The 16832-nt window shown below is 61.2% G+C and carries 19 protein-coding genes; 14 read left to right on the plus strand and 5 right to left on the minus strand.

Going from position 1 to position 16832, the window contains the following annotated elements; all coding sequences use genetic code 11:
• The 9 genes from cyoC to LU682_RS04415 all read left to right on the plus strand — a co-directional run bounded on the left by cyoC (position 1) and on the right by LU682_RS04415 (position 6951).
• Positions 1-624 (plus strand): cytochrome o ubiquinol oxidase subunit III, encoded by a 624-nt coding sequence (cyoC, locus tag LU682_RS04375; protein WP_010952048.1) that lies wholly within the window; start codon positions 1-3, stop codon positions 622-624.
• A complete protein-coding gene (gene cyoD / locus LU682_RS04380; RefSeq protein WP_003248599.1) occupies positions 624-956 on the plus strand; it encodes a cytochrome o ubiquinol oxidase subunit IV in 333 nt (110 codons plus the stop codon). Before cyoC ends, cyoD begins: the two co-directional genes overlap by 1 nt.
• Before the next feature lie 11 nt (positions 957-967).
• On the plus strand, positions 968-1855 hold the full coding sequence (cyoE, locus tag LU682_RS04385; protein ID WP_003248596.1) for a heme o synthase: 888 nt from the start codon (positions 968-970) through the stop codon (positions 1853-1855).
• A 312-nt stretch (positions 1856-2167) separates the two neighbouring features.
• Positions 2168-3376, plus strand: coding sequence for an alanine transaminase (gene alaC, locus LU682_RS04390; RefSeq protein WP_010952049.1), 1209 nt, complete (start codon positions 2168-2170; stop codon positions 3374-3376).
• Between the two features lie 113 nt (positions 3377-3489).
• Positions 3490-4617, plus strand: coding sequence for a hypothetical protein (locus LU682_RS04395; protein ID WP_049586415.1), 1128 nt, complete (start codon positions 3490-3492; stop codon positions 4615-4617).
• Positions 4618-4778: 161 nt separating this feature from the next.
• Complete coding sequence (locus LU682_RS04400; protein ID WP_003248590.1) at positions 4779-5162, plus strand: YkgJ family cysteine cluster protein; 384 nt, start codon at positions 4779-4781, stop codon at positions 5160-5162.
• A 192-nt stretch (positions 5163-5354) separates the two neighbouring features.
• Positions 5355-5918 carry a GNAT family N-acetyltransferase gene (locus tag LU682_RS04405; RefSeq protein ID WP_003248588.1) on the plus strand — a complete coding sequence of 188 codons (564 nt, stop codon included), beginning with the start codon at positions 5355-5357 and terminating at the stop codon, positions 5916-5918.
• Between the two features lie 86 nt (positions 5919-6004).
• Positions 6005-6544 carry a hypothetical protein gene (locus LU682_RS04410; protein ID WP_014589735.1) on the plus strand — a complete coding sequence of 180 codons (540 nt, stop codon included), beginning with the start codon at positions 6005-6007 and terminating at the stop codon, positions 6542-6544.
• Between the two features lie 20 nt (positions 6545-6564).
• Positions 6565-6951, plus strand: a complete 387-nt coding sequence (locus LU682_RS04415; protein WP_014861457.1) for a lysozyme inhibitor LprI family protein — start codon at positions 6565-6567, stop codon at positions 6949-6951.
• A gap of 494 nt (positions 6952-7445) precedes the next feature.
• On the opposite strand, the gene LU682_RS04420 is transcribed toward LU682_RS04415, so the two are convergent.
• From LU682_RS04420 to selD, 3 genes are all read right to left on the minus strand, one after another.
• Positions 7446-8774, minus strand: a complete 1329-nt coding sequence (locus LU682_RS04420) for an IS110-like element ISPpu9 family transposase (protein WP_010953496.1) — start codon at positions 8772-8774, stop codon at positions 7446-7448.
• A gap of 347 nt (positions 8775-9121) precedes the next feature.
• Positions 9122-10234 (minus strand): tRNA 2-selenouridine(34) synthase MnmH, encoded by a 1113-nt coding sequence (mnmH, locus tag LU682_RS04425; RefSeq protein WP_010952052.1) that lies wholly within the window; start codon positions 10232-10234, stop codon positions 9122-9124.
• Positions 10234-11268, minus strand: a complete 1035-nt coding sequence (selD, locus tag LU682_RS04430; protein WP_010952053.1) for a selenide, water dikinase SelD — start codon at positions 11266-11268, stop codon at positions 10234-10236. The genes mnmH and selD overlap by 1 nt, the downstream gene beginning before the upstream one ends.
• Before the next feature lie 126 nt (positions 11269-11394).
• Here selD and LU682_RS04435 point away from each other — a divergent pair, with 126 nt between their 5' ends.
• The 4 genes from LU682_RS04435 to phnE are packed head-to-tail and all read left to right on the plus strand — an operon-like array spanning position 11395 to position 14640.
• Positions 11395-12249, plus strand: coding sequence for a putative selenate ABC transporter substrate-binding protein (locus tag LU682_RS04435; protein ID WP_010952054.1), 855 nt, complete (start codon positions 11395-11397; stop codon positions 12247-12249).
• Positions 12246-13055, plus strand: coding sequence for a phosphonate ABC transporter ATP-binding protein (locus LU682_RS04440; protein WP_010952055.1), 810 nt, complete (start codon positions 12246-12248; stop codon positions 13053-13055). Before LU682_RS04435 ends, LU682_RS04440 begins: the two co-directional genes overlap by 4 nt.
• Positions 13049-13876, plus strand: coding sequence for a PhnE/PtxC family ABC transporter permease (locus tag LU682_RS04445; protein ID WP_004576350.1), 828 nt, complete (start codon positions 13049-13051; stop codon positions 13874-13876). Before LU682_RS04440 ends, LU682_RS04445 begins: the two co-directional genes overlap by 7 nt.
• Positions 13873-14640, plus strand: coding sequence for a phosphonate ABC transporter, permease protein PhnE (phnE, locus tag LU682_RS04450; protein WP_010952056.1), 768 nt, complete (start codon positions 13873-13875; stop codon positions 14638-14640). Before LU682_RS04445 ends, phnE begins: the two co-directional genes overlap by 4 nt.
• Before the next feature lie 36 nt (positions 14641-14676).
• On the opposite strand, the gene LU682_RS04455 is transcribed toward phnE, so the two are convergent.
• Positions 14677-15570, minus strand: a complete 894-nt coding sequence (locus LU682_RS04455) for a bestrophin family protein (protein WP_049586418.1) — start codon at positions 15568-15570, stop codon at positions 14677-14679.
• Between the two features lie 318 nt (positions 15571-15888).
• On the opposite strand from LU682_RS04455, the gene LU682_RS04460 reads away from it, so the two are divergent.
• Positions 15889-16185 (plus strand): addiction module antidote protein, encoded by a 297-nt coding sequence (locus tag LU682_RS04460; RefSeq protein WP_003248566.1) that lies wholly within the window; start codon positions 15889-15891, stop codon positions 16183-16185.
• Positions 16186-16195: 10 nt separating this feature from the next.
• Here LU682_RS04460 and LU682_RS04465 read toward each other — a convergent pair whose 3' ends face one another.
• Positions 16196-16675 carry a GNAT family N-acetyltransferase gene (locus LU682_RS04465; RefSeq protein WP_010952058.1) on the minus strand — a complete coding sequence of 160 codons (480 nt, stop codon included), beginning with the start codon at positions 16673-16675 and terminating at the stop codon, positions 16196-16198.
• Positions 16676-16832: the final 157 nt, after the last annotated feature.

Genomic DNA, 16832 nt, shown 5'->3' on the forward strand with positions numbered 1-16832 from the left:
ATGTCCAGTCAAGTAATGCACGGCGCTGCTCATGGTCACGACCATGGGCATGACGACCACCACCACGACTCGGGCCAGATGACCGTACTGGGCTTCTGGCTGTACCTGATGACCGACTGCATCCTGTTTGCGTCGCTCTTCGCCACCTACGCGGTGCTGTCCGGCAGTTTTGCCGGCGGCCCGTCGGGTCATGACATCTTCCAGCTTGATTTCGTAGCTGTTGAAACGCTGTTCCTGCTGCTGTCCTCGATCACCTTCGGCTTCGCCATGCTGAAGATGTTCGATGGCAAGAAAGCAGGTGTACTGGGCTGGTTGGCTGTGACCTTCCTGTTCGGTGCAGGCTTCATCGCGATGGAAATCTATGAGTTCCATCACCTGATCAGCGAGGGCTTCGGCCCGCAGCGCAGTGGCTTCCTGTCGGGCTTCTTCGCCCTGGTAGGTACCCACGGTCTGCACGTGACTGCTGGTCTGATCTGGATGGCAATCATGATGTACCAGATCAACAAGCACGGCATCACGCCGACCGCCAAGACCCGCATGAGCTGCCTGAGCCTGTTCTGGCACTTCCTGGACGTGGTCTGGATCTGCGTATTCACCGTCGTTTACCTGCTGGGGGTTCTGTAATGGCTAACGCACACGACACTCATCACGAAGGTAATCACGGCAGCGTCAAGTCGTACATGATCGGTTTTGTACTGTCGATCATCCTGACTGCGATCCCGTTCGGCCTGGCCATGACTGCCAGCCTGCCGAAGAACCTGACCGTTCTGATCATTGTTGCCATGGCCGTGATCCAGGTAGTTGTTCACCTGGTTTACTTCCTGCACATGGACCGCTCGAAAGAGCAACGCAACAACGTTTCGACGTTCCTGTTCACCACCCTGGTGATCGCTCTGCTTGTCGGCCTGTCGCTGTGGATCATGTTCAGCATCCACTTCGAAATGTTGGCCAAGTGAGGTAAGACTGCATGTCCGTTAAGCACTTTATCCAAATCACCAAACCGGGGATCATTTTCGGTAACGTGCTTTCCGTGGCAGGCGGTTTCTTCCTTGCCTCGAAGGGCCATGTGGATTTCGCCCTGTTCCTGGCGGTGGTGATCGGTACTTCGCTGGTGGTTGCGTCCGGATGCGTGTTCAACAACTGCATCGACCGTGACATCGACCACAAGATGGAGCGCACCAAGAACCGTGTCATGGTTCAGGGCGGCATGTCGCTGCCCCTCGCGCTGATCTACGCCACCCTGCTCGGGGTGGCGGGTTTCAGCCTGCTGTATGTCCAGGCCAACCCGCTGTCTGCGTTCTGCGCACTGATTGGCTTTGTCGTCTACGTCGGTTTCTACAGCCTGTGGCTGAAGCGTAAATCGGTGCACGGCACCTTGGTCGGCAGCCTGTCGGGTGCCATGCCTCCGGTGATCGGCTACTGCGCCGTGAGCAACAGCTTCGACCTGGCTGCGGTAACCCTGCTGGTGATGTTCAGCCTTTGGCAAATGCCGCACAGCTTTGCCATCGCGATCTTCCGCTTCAAGGATTACAGCGCTGCCAACATTCCGGTCCTGCCGGTGGCACGTGGCATCCTCGCGGCGAAGAAGCAGATTGTGCTGTACGTGCTGGCCTTTGTGCTCGCCACCTTGATGCTCACCCTCGGCGGTTACGCCGGCCTCGGCTACCTGGCCGTGGCAGCTGCCATGGGCCTGTACTGGTTGTACATGGCCTGGGGTGGTTACAAGGCCGAGGACGACAGCAAGTGGGCCCGCAAGGTGTTCGGCTTCTCCATCCTCACCGTCACTGCCCTGAGCGTGATGATGGGTGTGGACAGCCAGACCGCTGCGGATGTGCTGATGACCTACGCACGCTGAAACTGCTGCCTGTTTCACGAAAACCCCGGCCACTGTGCCGGGGTTTTTTTTTGGGGGTATTTTTCCTGTGCCGGCCTCTTCGCGGGTAAACCCGCTCCTACAAGGTTCCTGTAGGAGCGGGTTTACCCGCGAAGAGGCCAGCACAGAAAAATAAAAATACCTGATTTTCAAAAAATAGATCTGAAAAGTTCTAATAAAACAGGAAATTATCCTTTACAGGCATCCTGTTTCGGCACTATCTTCTGATTCAGGCCGCCACATCGGCCAACGTCGCTCGGACGGTTCCGGGCGCTTACGTCCTCAGAGGAAGCCATGGCCAACCCAGGTTCGCCGCGCCGCTTTGCGCGCATCGATCGTCTCCCCCCTTACGTCTTCAACATCACTGCCGAGCTCAAGATGGCCGCCCGCCGCCGTGGCGAGGACATCATCGACCTGAGCATGGGCAACCCCGATGGCGCCACCCCGCCGCACATCGTCGAGAAGCTGGTACAGGTCGCCCAGCGTGAAGACACCCACGGCTACTCCACGTCGCGCGGCATCCCGCGCCTGCGCCGGGCCATCTCCAACTGGTACAAGGACCGCTACGAGGTCGACATCGACCCGGAAAGCGAAGCCATCGTCACCATCGGCTCGAAAGAGGGCCTGGCCCACCTGATGCTGGCCACCCTCGACCAGGGCGATACGGTGCTGGTGCCCAACCCCAGCTACCCGATTCACATCTACGGCGCAGTGATCGCCGGTGCCCAGGTGCGTTCGGTGCCGCTGGTGCCGGGTGTGGACTTCTTCAACGAGCTTGAGCGGGCCATTCGCGAGTCCATCCCCAAGCCGAAGATGATGATCCTGGGCTTCCCGTCCAACCCGACTGCCCAGTGCGTGGAGCTGGACTTCTTCGAGCGCGTGGTGGCCCTGGCCAAGCAGTACAACGTACTGGTGGTGCATGACCTGGCCTATGCCGATATCGTCTACGACGGCTGGAAAGCCCCGTCGATCATGCAGGTGCCGGGTGCCAAGGACATTGCTGTGGAGTTCTTCACCCTGTCCAAGAGCTACAACATGGCCGGCTGGCGCATCGGCTTCATGGTCGGCAACCCCGAGTTGGTCAGCGCCCTGGCACGGATCAAGAGCTACCACGACTACGGCACCTTCACCCCGCTACAGGTTGCAGCCATTGCCGCGCTGGAAGGCGACCAACAGTGCGTGCGCGACATTGCCGAGCAGTATCGCCAGCGCCGTAACCTGCTGGTCAAAGGGCTGCACGAACTGGGCTGGATGGTCGAGAACCCCAAGGCGTCGATGTACGTGTGGGCGAAGATCCCGCCGGAGTATGCGCACCTGGGTTCGCTGGAGTTCTCCAAGAAGCTGCTGGCCGAGACCAAGGTCTGCGTGTCGCCGGGGATCGGCTTTGGTGACTATGGGGACGACCATGTGCGCTTTGCGTTGATCGAGAACCAGGACCGTATTCGCCAGGCCATCCGCGGGATCCGGCAAATGTTCCGGGCTGATGGTTTGGCTCGCAAGTAAGCCCAATGGGGCTGCGAAGCAGCCCCAACTGCCTCTTGGGTGAGCTTTCCGCCTGCCTTCTGGTTACCCGTACGCCTACCGTCAGCACTCATTTCTCACCAAAGAGATCCCCCATGAGTGTCTTCACCGCCTACTTCTGCGGCACTGGCTCGCACCGTTTCGACGACGCCAATCCCAACTTCTGGAATGGCGAGCTGGTCTCGACCCTGGCCAGTAATGACCAGAGCCGGGAATTCGCCCACTGGATCGCCGTCGACGGCCCAGGCAGCGGCAACCTTCAGGATGACAACCTGTTCGTCGAACCCGGCGGCTATTTCAACTGGACCGGCCAGCTGTTTGGCCGCGGCTGGGAGGAGAACGTCAACCATGTGCTGCAGGTCATCAAAGGTGAAAGCAGCTGGCGGCGCACCAAACTCAGTGAGCAGGAATACGAGCGGCTGAAAGCTGCCGGTGTGCCCATTCCGGACGTGTCTTCCTCCGCCTCATGGTTCTGGCGAACCTACGACTACGGCGATCGCCACCCGACCCCGCAGGAACTGCAGGAGCGCATCATCAGCATGTTCCGCAAACCGCGCCTGCCAACCCAGGTCAATCTGGTGGGCTGGAGCAGGGGAGGGATCAGCTGCCACATGCTGGCCAATGCCATGGCGCAAGACCCGGTATTGCGCGGCATACCGGTGAACATATTTGCCATCGACCCGGTGCCTGGCGTCGGTAACGTACAGGCCGAGCGCGTAACCTTGGCGGATAATGTCAAAGAGTACGTAGGCTTCTACTCAAGGGATGAGCGCTCCAAAGGTTTTGCCTGCGTGATCCCTTCGGTCGCCAAAGAAACACGGATACGCGTTTACCCGATGCCGGGCCGCCATGCCACGCTGGTGGGCAACGCCTCGGCTGATGGCGCAGGCGATGGCAAGGTGCTGACCGAACCTGGGCTGATCGTTCGCCACTTTGCCGAGGTTTGCCTGACCCGCTGGGGCGTGCAGCTGGACAAACGTCTGGCCTTGAGCAGCAGCCAGTTGATGAAGTATCACCAGGTCATGGCGGCTGCCGACAGGCAGTATCAGGCCATGCGCAGTAAGTCCTACACGGTACTCACCGAGGGCGATGAGAACGATCGTCTGGTGCATTGTGGTGAGGCGCATACGCAATTCAGCAAGGTGCAGGGAGGTGGCTACGAGCCGAGCGCAGGCCTAGGTTTGCAACGCTGGGACGCAGAGACCTACCAGCCCATCTGCTGACTGAAAAGGGGGCGGTCGGCGAAGGTATTGGCCGTCCTTGTCCGGCAGCCGGATCAGCGGCATTTTTTTTTGCATTCCCCCTCTATCCAGCGGCCCTTGCTTGGGCTAAAAATGGCGCCGCGGGCCAGTCCCGATAACAACAACCTTCCCTCCGTGACATCATGTCTGAATATAACCCTTGCCTTGACTGCGGCGCCTGCTGCGGGTACTTCCGTGTGTCCTTCTTCTGGGGCGAATGCCAGTCTGCCGGGGGCGTAGTGCCGGACGACCTGGTGGTACAGATCAACCCCACGCGCGTTGCCATGATCGGCACCGATGCCAAGCCCTGCCGCTGTGTCAGCCTTCAGGGCGAGATCGGTAAAGAGGTGGCTTGTACGATTTACGCCAACCGTTCCAGCCCGTGCCGCGAGTTTGATGCGTCGTGGGAGGGTGGGGTGCATAACCCGAGCTGTGATGATGCGCGGGCGGCGTATGGTTTGCCGCCGCTGACCCCGCCAGAGGCCAACGAGCCGCATTGGCCGGATGATGGGGCTGAGGTGGCCTGAAGTATCGATCAGTCTGACGTGGTCAATGTGGAAGCGGCCTTTTGCGACGCGGGGCCGCTTCCACAGGTAGCGTGCAAGGCTCCTGGCCTGTGGTGAACCTGCCGGCGACGGGCTGCAAAGCTGCCCGAGATGCCTGAACCCTGCACTTGACGTTAAACTGTCATCTCCCCAGCAATGGACAGGAGATCCGGCGTGACCCCACCCCGCAGTTTCCCCAGTGACCTCTGCCTCGACAGCCCACGCCTGCAACTGCGCCCCATGCGCCATGCCGATGCCGCGCAGTGGCTGGCGATCATGGCCGACCCCGAGGTCATGCGCTATTGGCACCATGCACCCTGGCAAGACCTGGCCGAGGCCGAAAGCGCCCTGGCCGCCGACCGCGAAGCCTATGCCAATGGCGACCAGCTCAAGCTTGGCATGTACCGCCGCGACAACGGCGAACTGATCGGTATGGTCCAGCTGTTCAACATCGACGACATTTCCCGCCGTGGCGAGATCGGCTACTGCCTGGCTAGCGCCGTGCAGGGCAGGGGCTACATGGACGAGGCTCTGACCTGCTTCATCGACTACCTCGCCCACACCCTGCACATGCGCCGCCTGGAAGGCGAAATCGACCCGCGCAACCAGGGCTCGGCACGCACCCTGGAGCGGCAAGGTTTTGTGCTGGAAGGCACCTTGCGGGCGCGCTGGTGCGTGGCGGGTGAGCTGTCCGACTCGGGTATTTACGGCCTGCTGCTTGAGCCGCCAGTAGCCTGATCTCATAACACCCGAGCGTGAATTTGGAAGCGGGGCAGGGCCTGGGTTAAGGTCGTAGGCTGTCCCGTTTCTCTCAGGAATCCCCTTTGCCCGCTTTCTACCTGAGTATCAGCCTGCTGCTGTATTTGCTCGCCCTGTTCTTCGATGGCGCGCTGATGAGCGGCGAGCGTCATATGCCGGCCCTGCAGATGCTGCTGTACGGGCCATGGGGCATGCCGTTCGGCTTGTACCAATGGTTTGCCAATCCGCTGCTGGCCCTGGCCATCCTGGCTCATCGGCGGTTTCGCCGGCTGGCCTTGCTGGCCGGGCTTGGGGCGGCGTATCTGGCTGCCAGCAGTTTTGGCATCGACCGCTTGCCGGATAACAGCAGCTATGAGTTTCATGACCTTACCGGCTTTGGTGCTGGCTTCTACCTGTGGCTGGTAGCGATGGTGGTGTTTTGCCTGGGGCAAGCCTGGTTTTGCTGGAAGGCGCGAAGGGCTGACGACGTGCCAGGCTGGAACTGGCTTGATGTCGCCTTGATTGCCGCCCTGGGGGTAACGTTGTATGCAGCGACGCAAATGCCCTCGCTGCGCTTCGAGCCAGGCAAGGTGCTGATGCCTCCGGAGCAGCCGCAGACGCTTTGATACCCACAAGGAGGGTTAGCATGATCAAGCATTACCTGGCAGGCCTGGCACTGGCCTGCGTGCTACCGGTAGCAATGGCGGACGATTACACGGCGGCCTACGGGCAGTGCATGGACAAGGCCTCCAGCACCGTGGCCATGAGCGCGTGCATCGGGGCCGAAACACAAGTGCAGGACCAGCGCTTGAACCGGGTGTACAAGCAGCTGATGGGCAAGCTGGATGCCGGGCAGCAGAAGAGCCTGCGGGATGTTCAGCGCAAGTGGCTGGCCTACCGTGATGGCAATTGCCAGTTCCATGTACAGGCCAGTGGCGGGACCCTGGCGCAGCTGGAAGGTGGCAGCTGCATCATGGACATGACCCGCGACCGCGCTGCGGAACTGGAGCGGGTGCTTAGCCCTGGGCAGTAGCGCCTGTTCAGGCATGATTGGCCCACATTTGCAGGCGCGGGTTCAGCCGCGAACACCGGCTTTGCCGGTGTCATGCTCCGCGTGGCCTTCTTCGCGGGTGAACCCGCTTCTATCAAACAAAAGATAACCCACTGTTCTTTCTAGCGAAAAAAACAGGCGCGCGGGGTCAATGGCGGCGAAGTGTTCACTCTTCTATACGTGGTCACAGCAAGCTGTGCCGACAGGGATTAACGCCGATGCCATTTGGGCCACTCTCTCATTCGGGAGCAAAGCAGCACACCAGTGCGGTCTACGGCCTCTTTCCCGCGCATTGGGAACCATAGCAAAGTATTCGGCGGCTGACCTACCCGGATCAGTCGGCGAATGCTTTTCTAGATCTCGATGTCAGTGCAGATCTGACGTCATGCGCATCCTGTTTGCTGTGCGACAGCGCAGCCCGGAAGGGCTGGGTGATCTCTCATCAAACAAAATGCAACCCATTGTTTTCTAAGCACTCAAGCGGCCACCAGTTGATACCCCAGTTTCCGGGCTTTGCGAAGCAAAGCCCGGACCTGCCGGTCTTGGCTTCTGGCTTCGAACTCCTCAAGACCTTGTTCAACATAAGCCTGCTTCTTGGTTAACAGGTTGTACACCAGACGTGCCAACTGATGCGCAGTGGCTTTGATGGCGCAGCTGGTATCCATTCGAGTCAGTCTGGCTCGGTGCGATGCGCCAATGAAACCCTTGTCGTTACGGGCATTGGATGCAGCCTGCTTGAGTGCTTGCGCTGCTCGATTGACTATTTTGGGCCCACCACCTGCCAGTCGATGACCGCCGGAAATTCGGGTAGGGGGAGCCAGTCCCAACCAAGAGCAGAAGTGCTGTGAGGACGGGAAGCGTGATAGATCTGTACCGATCTCCCCTGCCAGCACTAATGCAGTGTCCACCCCAATGGTTGGAATTGCGGTTAGGTCCACGCCAAGAACTTTCCACAAAGTCTGATGCAATACAGTCTGTTGGGCGCCGTTTCGGTGTGGGCTCCGTAAAGGCTTCTTGGATGGCTCTGGCTTGTTTTGCAGCACCGGCAACTGCTCTAACGCGGCTTTTATGGCGTCGTCACAATCTGCAATTTGCTGCTCCAGGAAGTCATAGGCAGCCAATTCCTGAGTTAGCGCATGCAAATGCTCGCGCCGCCAATTGCCATGAAGACTCCGAGCGACAGCCTCCTTGCCTGCCTTGATGCGGCGGTCGGTTAGTTCAGCCAGTTGCACTGGGTCCCGTTCACCTGCGCAGATGGCCCGCAAAATCTTCATGCCAGTTACACCGGAAATATCACTGATGACATTGGCCAGCTGGATGTTCATTTGGCTCATGGCCTTTTGCATCCGGTTCAGCGTCTGCGCCTGGTCTTTCACTTTGGAAGCACGCTGCCTGACCAATGACCGGACGCAGCAGGTCAGATCATCGGGGCGGAATGCGCCTCTGAGCAGTCCATGAGTCATCAGCTGCCAGATCCACTGGCAATCCAGCACATCTGATTTACGGCCCGTGATTTGCCGAGTTGCTCTGGCATTGACGAGATAAACGTCAAAACCGCGCTCGCTGAGAATCTCGTAAATTGGAATCCAATAAACCCCCGTGGATTCCATGGCAACGACCTTGATCCCCAGGCTTTCAAGCCAGTTAGCCATCTTGAGCAGGTCGTCAGTAAAGGACGTGAACGACTGGACGGGATTTTCGTGCCGGGGATCGACCGCCACGAAATGCTCTCGACCACCGACATCGATCGCCGCGCAATCGGGATGGACGACGGTAAAGCGTTGCTTGGAAGGCTTGCGCGCCATGATGAATCCTCGCAGGATAAAGGGCGCGCGGGGCACACGGTGGCGAAAGGGTTCACTCTCTCATACGTGGTCACAGCTGAATCAGCTGATGCCTACAGGGACTTCACGCCGATACCGTGCGGATCACTCTCCTACGCGGGTGTGCAGACACACACCAGTGCTGGCTACGATCTCTGTCCCGCGCACACGAACCCTAACAAAGCAAAAGGCGGCTGGCCCTACCGGGCCAACCGCCTTTTCTTTTTCAAAATGTCAGCGTCGCTGCGGAACTGAAGCCGTACACCTCATGTTTGCTGCGCGACAGCGCAGCCCGGAAGGGCTGGGTGATCTCCTACAGGGTACTGGTTCTATTTGCGCGGTTGGCGCAGCGCCCGGGCCTTGAGGTACTCGCGTACTTCCACGGCATCCCCGGCAAACTCGATGCGCTCGGCCTTGGCTGCGCGCTGGTAGGCATACATCGGGTCGTAGTACTCGTTCAGCAAACCTTCGATCCAGCCCCGGTGCAGGTCTACTGCGCCGCTGCGCTGCTGCTCTTGCAGGGCTTCGCGCAGCATCTCGGACAAGCGCTGATGGCGCTCTCCACCCAAACGCTTGTAGATATTGGCCATGCTCTGCAGCATGCGCTCGGCAAACAGCCGGGGACCGTCTTCTTCGCCATGCACGGCCTTGAACTCGGCGCTCAGGTTGACCACGTAGTCGCGCAGGATGCGCTCCACGCGGTTGGTGAAGCTGTCTTCAAGCCACACCAGCGGGTAATGCTGCATGCCTTGGTACAACTCCAGCGGCACCGTGCAGCTGCCGACAATGCGGCCTTCATCTTCCAGAACGAACTGCCCGATACCGCGGGCGCGCTTTTTCAGCACGTCGATTGCCAGCTGGTTTTCAAAGTCGATCTGCGCCGGTTGCGCCGTGGCGCGCTTGCCGAAACTGGAGCCGCGATGGTTGGCGTGGCCTTCAAGGTCCAGCACGTTGTCCAGCTGGTGCAGCACATCGGTCTTGCCGGTACCGGTCAGTCCACCGACCAGTACGAAATCGCATTGCTCCACCGCTTGCTGGGTAGTCTCCAGCAGGAAGGTACGCATGGCCTTGTAGCCGCCTTTGACACGCGGGTACTGAATACCCGCCTCATCGCGCAGCCAGCCCTGCACGATCTGCGATCGCAGGCCGCCACGGAAGCAGTACAGGTAACCGTCAGGGTGCGCCTTGGCAAACGCTGCCCAGGCCTCCAGACGGGCTTGCTTGGTGGCGCCACTGACCAGTTGGTGGCCCAGGGCGATGGCGGCAGCCTGGCCCTGCTGTTTGTAGCAGGTGCCGACCTTCTGCCGCTCCTGGTCGTTCATCAGCGGCAGGTTTACCACGCCAGGGAAGGCGCCTTTGGCGAATTCGACGGGGGCGCGCATGTCCATCATCGGCACGTCGTCGAGGAACAGCTGACGGAAGTCGGTGCAGTCGGGGCGCATCAGATCACCTCGACCGCATGGCTCTGTCGCTCGACCAGCTTGCCGATCGGGGACAGTTTCAGGCCCAGTTCGGCAGCCACGGCGAGGAACTCGGCTTCACCCTCCGGGGCAACAGCTACCAGCAAGCCACCGCTGGTCTGCGGGTCGCACAGCAGGTGCTTCTGGTCGTCGCTCAGGGCGCTGATCTTGTGCCCGTAGCTGTCGTAGTTGCGCAGGGTTCCACCGGGGATGCAGCCTTCGGCCAGGTAATGGTCGACACTAGGCAGGCGTGGCACGGCGGCGTAGTTCAGGTGCGCGGTGAGGCCGCTGCCTTCGGCCAGCTCGACCAGGTGGCCGAGCAGGCCGAAGCCGGTGACGTCGGTCATGGCCTTGACCCCGTCCAGTTTGCCGAAGCGGCTGCCGGGCGTGTTGAGGGTGCACATCCAGTCGCGAGCCAGGCCTTGGTCCTGCACACGCAGCTTGGCCTTCTTTTCGGCAGTGGTGAGGATGCCGATGCCCAAGGGCTTGGTCAGGTACAGCTGGCAGCCTGCGCTGGCGGTGTCGTTGCGTTTGAGGTGGCGTTTACTGACCACCCCGGTGACGGCCAGGCCAAAGATCGGCTCGGGCGCGTCGATCGAGTGGCCGCCGGCCAGCGGGATACCCGCTTCGGCGCACACCGCACGGCCGCCGCGGATGACTTCGCGGGCGACTTCCGGCGGCAGCACGTTGACCGGCCAACCGAGGATGGCGATGGCCATCAGCGGGTCGCCGCCCATGGCATAGATGTCGCTGATGGCGTTGGTGGCGGCAATGCGGCCGAAGTCGTAAGGGTCATCGACGATCGGCATGAAGAAGTCGGTGGTCGAGACCACGCCGCGCTCGTCGTCCAGCGCGTACACTGCTGCATCGTCGCGCGATGCGTTGCCGACCCACAGTTTCGGGTCCAGGGCCTGGGTGCCGCTTTCGGCAAGGATCACGTCCAGCACCTTGGGGGAGATCTTGCAACCACAGCCGGCGCCATGGCTGTACTGGGTCAGGCGAATCGGCTCGCTCATACGCACCTCTGCAGGTCAAATTGTTGCGCGATTGTAGCAAAGCTGGCCTTTAGGCCCTTGCCTCTTATAATTCCCGGTGTCGGCAAATGTGTCGGCACTTCCCCGCTATTGAACCGGAGAACACCCATGCTCAACCGCCCCCTGGCGCTCGCCGCCGGCCTCGTGCTGTCTTGCTGTGCCGCTGTCGTTCAGGCCGCAGAAACCCTGCGGGTCAGCGCCATCCCCGACGAAGCGCCGACCGAACTGCAGCGCAAGTTCAAGCCCTTGGGTGAGTACCTGGCCAAGCAACTGGGCATGGAGGTGAAGTTCGTACCCGTGGCGGACTACCCGGCGGTGGTCGAGTCGCTGGCCGCAGACCGCCTCGATCTGGCCTGGCTGGGGGGCTTCACGTTCGTTCAGGTGCACCTGAAGGACCCGACCGCCACGCCACTGGTACAGCGTGAGCAGGACGCACAGTTCACCTCCAAGTTCATCACCGCCAACCCCGACGTGAAGAGCCTGAGCGATCTGAAGGGCAAGTCGTTTGCCTTCGGTTCCATTTCGTCTACTTCGGGCAGCCTGATGCCGCGTTACTTCATGCTCAAGCAGGACAATATCAAGCCTGAAGAGTACTTCAGCCGCGTGGCCTATTCTGGCGCCCATGATGCCACCGTGGCCTGGGTGCAGGCTGGCAAGGTCGATGGTGGCGTGCTCAACGCCAGCGTGTGGCAAAAGCTGGTGGATGCCGGCAAGGTCGACACCACCAAGGTGAAGGTGTTCGCCACAACCCCAACCTACTTCGACTACAACTGGACCGTGCGCGGCAACATGGACCCGGCGTTGAAACAGAAAATCAAGAAAGCCTTCCTGGACCTCGACCCGAGCAACCCGGAGCATAAGGCGATCCTTGACCTGCAGGCCGCCAGCCGCTTCATCGAGACCAAGCCTGAGAACTACAAGGGCACCGAACAAGCTGCACGCGAGGCCGGCCTGCTCAAGTGACAGCTTCGAATGCGGCAATTCATCTGTACGGTGCCAGCCTGCGCCATGGCCAGGTACGCGCGCTTGATGCGGTGAGCCTGCGTATCGCGCAGGGCGAGCGTGTCGCCATCATCGGGCCGTCGGGGGCGGGCAAGTCCAGCTTGCTGCACCTGATGGCCACGGCCATCCAGCCCAGCAGTGGGCGCCTGGAGTTGCTTGGCGAGCAGCCTTGGGCACTGTCGGCAAGGGCACGCCAGCGACTGCGTGCGCGGGTTGGCCTGGTGCATCAGTCGCCGCCTTTGCCACCGCGTCAGCGGGTGGTGACTGCCGTACTGGCGGGTCGCCTGGGGCAGTGGGGGACGCTGCGCGGCTTGCTCAACCTGCTGTATCCCAGCGATGTGCCGGGGGCGCGCCAGGTGTTGGCCGAACTGGGCCTGGCCGACAAGCTGTTCGTGCAGTGTGGGCAGTTGTCCGGTGGCCAGTTGCAGCGGGTGGGCATTGCTCGGGCGTTGTACCAGCGTCCGCAGGTGCTGCTGACCGACGAACCGGTGTCGGCCATGGACCCGGTGTTGGCCGACCATAGCCTGGCCTTGCTCAATCGCCATGCGCAGGCCACTGGCGTGACGTTGGTGGCGAGCCTGCACGCCGTAGAGTTGGCGCTGGCGCATTTTCCGCGGGTGATTGGCATTCGGGAAGGGCAGGTTGTGTTTGACTGCCCGGCCGAAGCGGTCACCGAGCAACTGCTGGACGCGCTATACGCCAACGAACAACTGGCTCCGCCGCCAACCCAGGGGCCGACCCTGACCGTGCAGATTCCGCGATGCTGAAGGCCGACGCCCGCGACCCCGCGCTGCTGCCACGGTTGCTGCTGGCCCTGTTGGCGGTAGCAGTACTGTGGCCGGCTATCCAGACAAGCGAACTGAACCCCGGGGTGCTGTTGCAGGCGGATAACCGTCAGCAGATTGCCAGCTTCACCAGCGCCTTCTGGCCGCCGGCACATGATGCCGATTTTCTTGCACTGCTGTATGAAGCTACCTTGCAGACCCTGGCCGTGGCGACTGCCGGCATGGCGCTGGCGTTGTTGTTGGCGATCCCGGCTGGCTTGCTGGCCAGCCGTGCCTTGTCCTTGCGTGCTGCTTCACGCGGCGGGCGGGCCGGGCTCTGGTCGCGACTGTTGCGCCTGCCGGTGCGTGGGCTACTGATTTTCCTGCGTAGCGTGCCGGAAATCGTCTGGGCGTTGCTGTTCGTGCGCGCTGTGGGGCTGGGGCCGACGGCGGGCGTACTGGCTATCGCCATCACCTACAGTGGCATGCTCGGCAAGGTTTATGCCGAAATCTTCGAGTCGGTCGACCAGCGCCCGGCGCATGCCTTGTTGCAGGCGGGCAGTGGCCGGCTGGCGGCGTTTTTCTACGGCATCCTGCCCAATGCTGCCTCCGAAGTGGTGTCGTACACCGTGTACCGCTGGGAGTGCGCGGTGCGGGCTTCGGTGGTGATGGGCTTTGTCGGTGCTGGCGGGCTGGGTCAGCAGATCGACCTGTCGATGCGCATGTTTGCGGGTGCGCAAGTGGCGAGCATGCTGTTGACGTTCTTGTTGCTGGTGATCCTGGCCGACCTGCTCAGCCGCCTGCTGCGCTGGAGGCTGGCATGAACCGGGTGATCAACTGGGTGTTGCTGGGCGCCATCGTGGCAGCGGCGGTGGCCTCGTTCGCGTATCTGCAGCTGGACCTGCACGCACTGGTCGGCAATGGCGGGCTGGGGCAGATGGGCGAGTACGCCGGGCGCTTCCTGCAGCCGGATCTGTCTGCGGGGCACCTCAAGGCGGTGTGGCGCGGGGCGCTGGAAACCCTGGCCATGTCTGGCATGGGCACCTTGTTGGCAATGGTATTGGGGATGTTGCTGGCACTGCCGGCGGCGGGGCGCTTCGGTTGGCCGTTGCAAGGGGCCGCGCGTTTGCTGCTCAATGCCTTGCGTGCCATTCCTGAACTGGTGTGGGCAGCGCTGACTGTGCTGGCGGCTGGGCTGGGGCCGAATGCCGGTACCCTGGCTTTGGCGTTGCACACCGCTGGCGTGCTGGGGCGTTTGTTTGCCGAGGCGCTTGAGAACGCCCCGCCCGAGCCGGCGGCGGCGATCCGTTTGCAGGGGGGCAGCCAGGTGGCGGCGTTCTGCTTTGGTACCCTGCCCAACCTGTGGCCGCAGTTGCTGGCCTACAGCTTGTACCGCTGGGAGAACAACATCCGCATGGCCAGCGTGCTCGGCTTCGTCGGGGCGGGCGGGTTGGGGCAGATGCTGTACACCACCTTGAGCCTGTTCCAGGAGGCCCAGGCCAGCACGGTGATCATCGGTATGCTGGTGTTGGTGTTGCTGGTGGATGTGTCGAGTGATGTGTTGCGTCAGCGCTACGTGCGGGCCTGACGGAAAGCCCGGGCTGCAAAGCAGCCCCGACATCTCTCAGGCGTCTACAGCCTCGGCACACTGCGCCTCCCGCTGCATCGACTCCAGGTTGCGCTCGATCGTCTCGCATATGGTATCCATCTGGATCTGATGCTCGCTGAACCTGAACGGGCTCTGCAAGTCCGTGCCGATCCGCTCGATGGCCAGCAACATGAACCCTACCACCGTCGACGCCAGCGGCGTGAACCAGCCCAACGACTCCACAAGCCCCACCGGCACGATCAGGCAGAACAGGGTGATGAACAGCCGTGGGAAATACACATAGGGGTAGGGCAATGGCGTATTGGCAATCCGCTCCATGCCGCCCTGGGCGTTAGACAGGTCTACCAGCGTCGACTCCAGCCGCGCCAGACGAATGCTGTCCAGCCGCCCGGCCTGGTATTCCCGCGCCAGCAAGGCTGCCGAGCCGCCGAGAATGTCATTGGCGAAATTGTTCGAGCGGTTGCGCCGTTCGAACTCCGCCGGGGGGATGAAGGCCATCAGCTCCTCCGGGCAGCTTTCGCCTTTCAAGTGCGCCGCCAGGCAGTTCACATAGGCGATATGCCGGCGCAGCAGGGTGGCCTTGACCGGGTTCAGGCCGTCATCCGGGTCATCGATCAGCGTCAGCGTCTGCCGGGCGAAGCTGCGCGAACTGTTCACCAGCGCGCCCCACAGGGTGCGAGCCTCCCACCAGCGGCTGTAGGCGCTGCTGTTGCGAAAACTCACCAGCACCACCAGCGCTGAGCCCAGCAGGGTCAGCGGGATCAGTGGCAGGGTGAACTTGCTGTTCAAGAACAGCATGAAATCGATGGTGACCAGCACATCCCAGATCAGCAGCCAGAACAGCGACCAGCCGATATAGCCGATGGTCTTCACCACCAGGCGGTACTTGCGGGCGATGACGTCTTTCACGCGAGGGTACCTCGAAACGCGGGGGATGCAGGATGGGACGTCGAGGCTCGTCGAAGGTTCGAGGGTTGAATGTTGCAAGGGATTTTGTAGCTGAAACGAAGGGAAAAATCCGACCGGCCTATCAGGTGTGCCTGTATTCCTGATTCAGCTCGAAAACGACAGAGTGGTTCGCTTCAATCCTTGAATGGGTGTATCCATAAGGATACGATTGGGTGACCACTTGATGTTTCTCGTTGAACAGACGGAAAGCTTTGCCGCTTGGCTACTGCCACCCAAGCCGCCGACATCCAAAGCCAGAAAGCTGCTGAAGGAGATGAAATGAGCGAAAAATTGATCCCGTTTGATATGGCAGCCTTGTTGAGCAGCGATGAGGCAATCAGTGAATACCTTAGCCAAGTGCTATCAGATGGCGATACCGAGGAAATCATTCGAGCACTTGGCCATATCGCTCGTGCACGGGGCATGACACATATTGCTACGGAGAGTGGGCTGGGTAGAGAAAGCCTGTACAAGGCGCTGAGCCCTGGCGCGAAGCCTCGTTTTGACACTGTATTGAGGGTCATTCGTGCTCTGGGGGTGGACCTTCTCGTTCAGCCACATGCAATGACCCGCTGATCCAGTTCGGTTAAGTCAGTATTTGCTTCATCTGCACCAACGCTACCCGCGTGCCATCCCACGCCTGCCGCTCCTCGATGCCGAACGGCATGAAACCCAGTTGTGGATAAAGCAGCAGGCCGGCGGTGTTGTGATTGAAGCATGACACCCAGACCTCCCGGGCGCTGTACTGCTGGCGGGCGAGGTCGATCATGGCCGTTACCAGATAACGCGCTACACCAAGGCCGCGGGCGCCGGGGGCCACCACTACGTTGCCCAGGGCACATAGGCCGCCATTTTCGGCTTTGTAGAAATTGGCGAAGGCCAGGACAGCGCCGTCACCTTCCACTATCGTGGAGCCGCTGCGTTGGGCTATGGCGTCGCTCAGCTGGTTGGGGGTGAGGGGGTAGGTGGCTTTGGGGAACATGTAGAACAGTTCGTCCGGGCTCTGCGGGAAGCTGCAGATAACGGGGATGTCTTCTGGCCGGATGGGGCGGTGGGTCAGGTGCATGGCAGGTCCTTCTCGCGTTGGCTGGCAGGGCCTCTTCGCGGGTGAACCCGCCCCCACAGGTACTGCACAAGGCTCAAATCCTGTGCAGGCCCTGTAGCGGGTTTACCCGCGAAGAGGCCATCAGCCTCACATCATAGGCCGCTTTCCATCCAACACC

It is taken from the genome of Pseudomonas alloputida, from assembly GCF_021283545.2.
Taxonomy (GTDB): Bacteria; Pseudomonadota; Gammaproteobacteria; order Pseudomonadales; family Pseudomonadaceae; genus Aquipseudomonas; species Aquipseudomonas alloputida.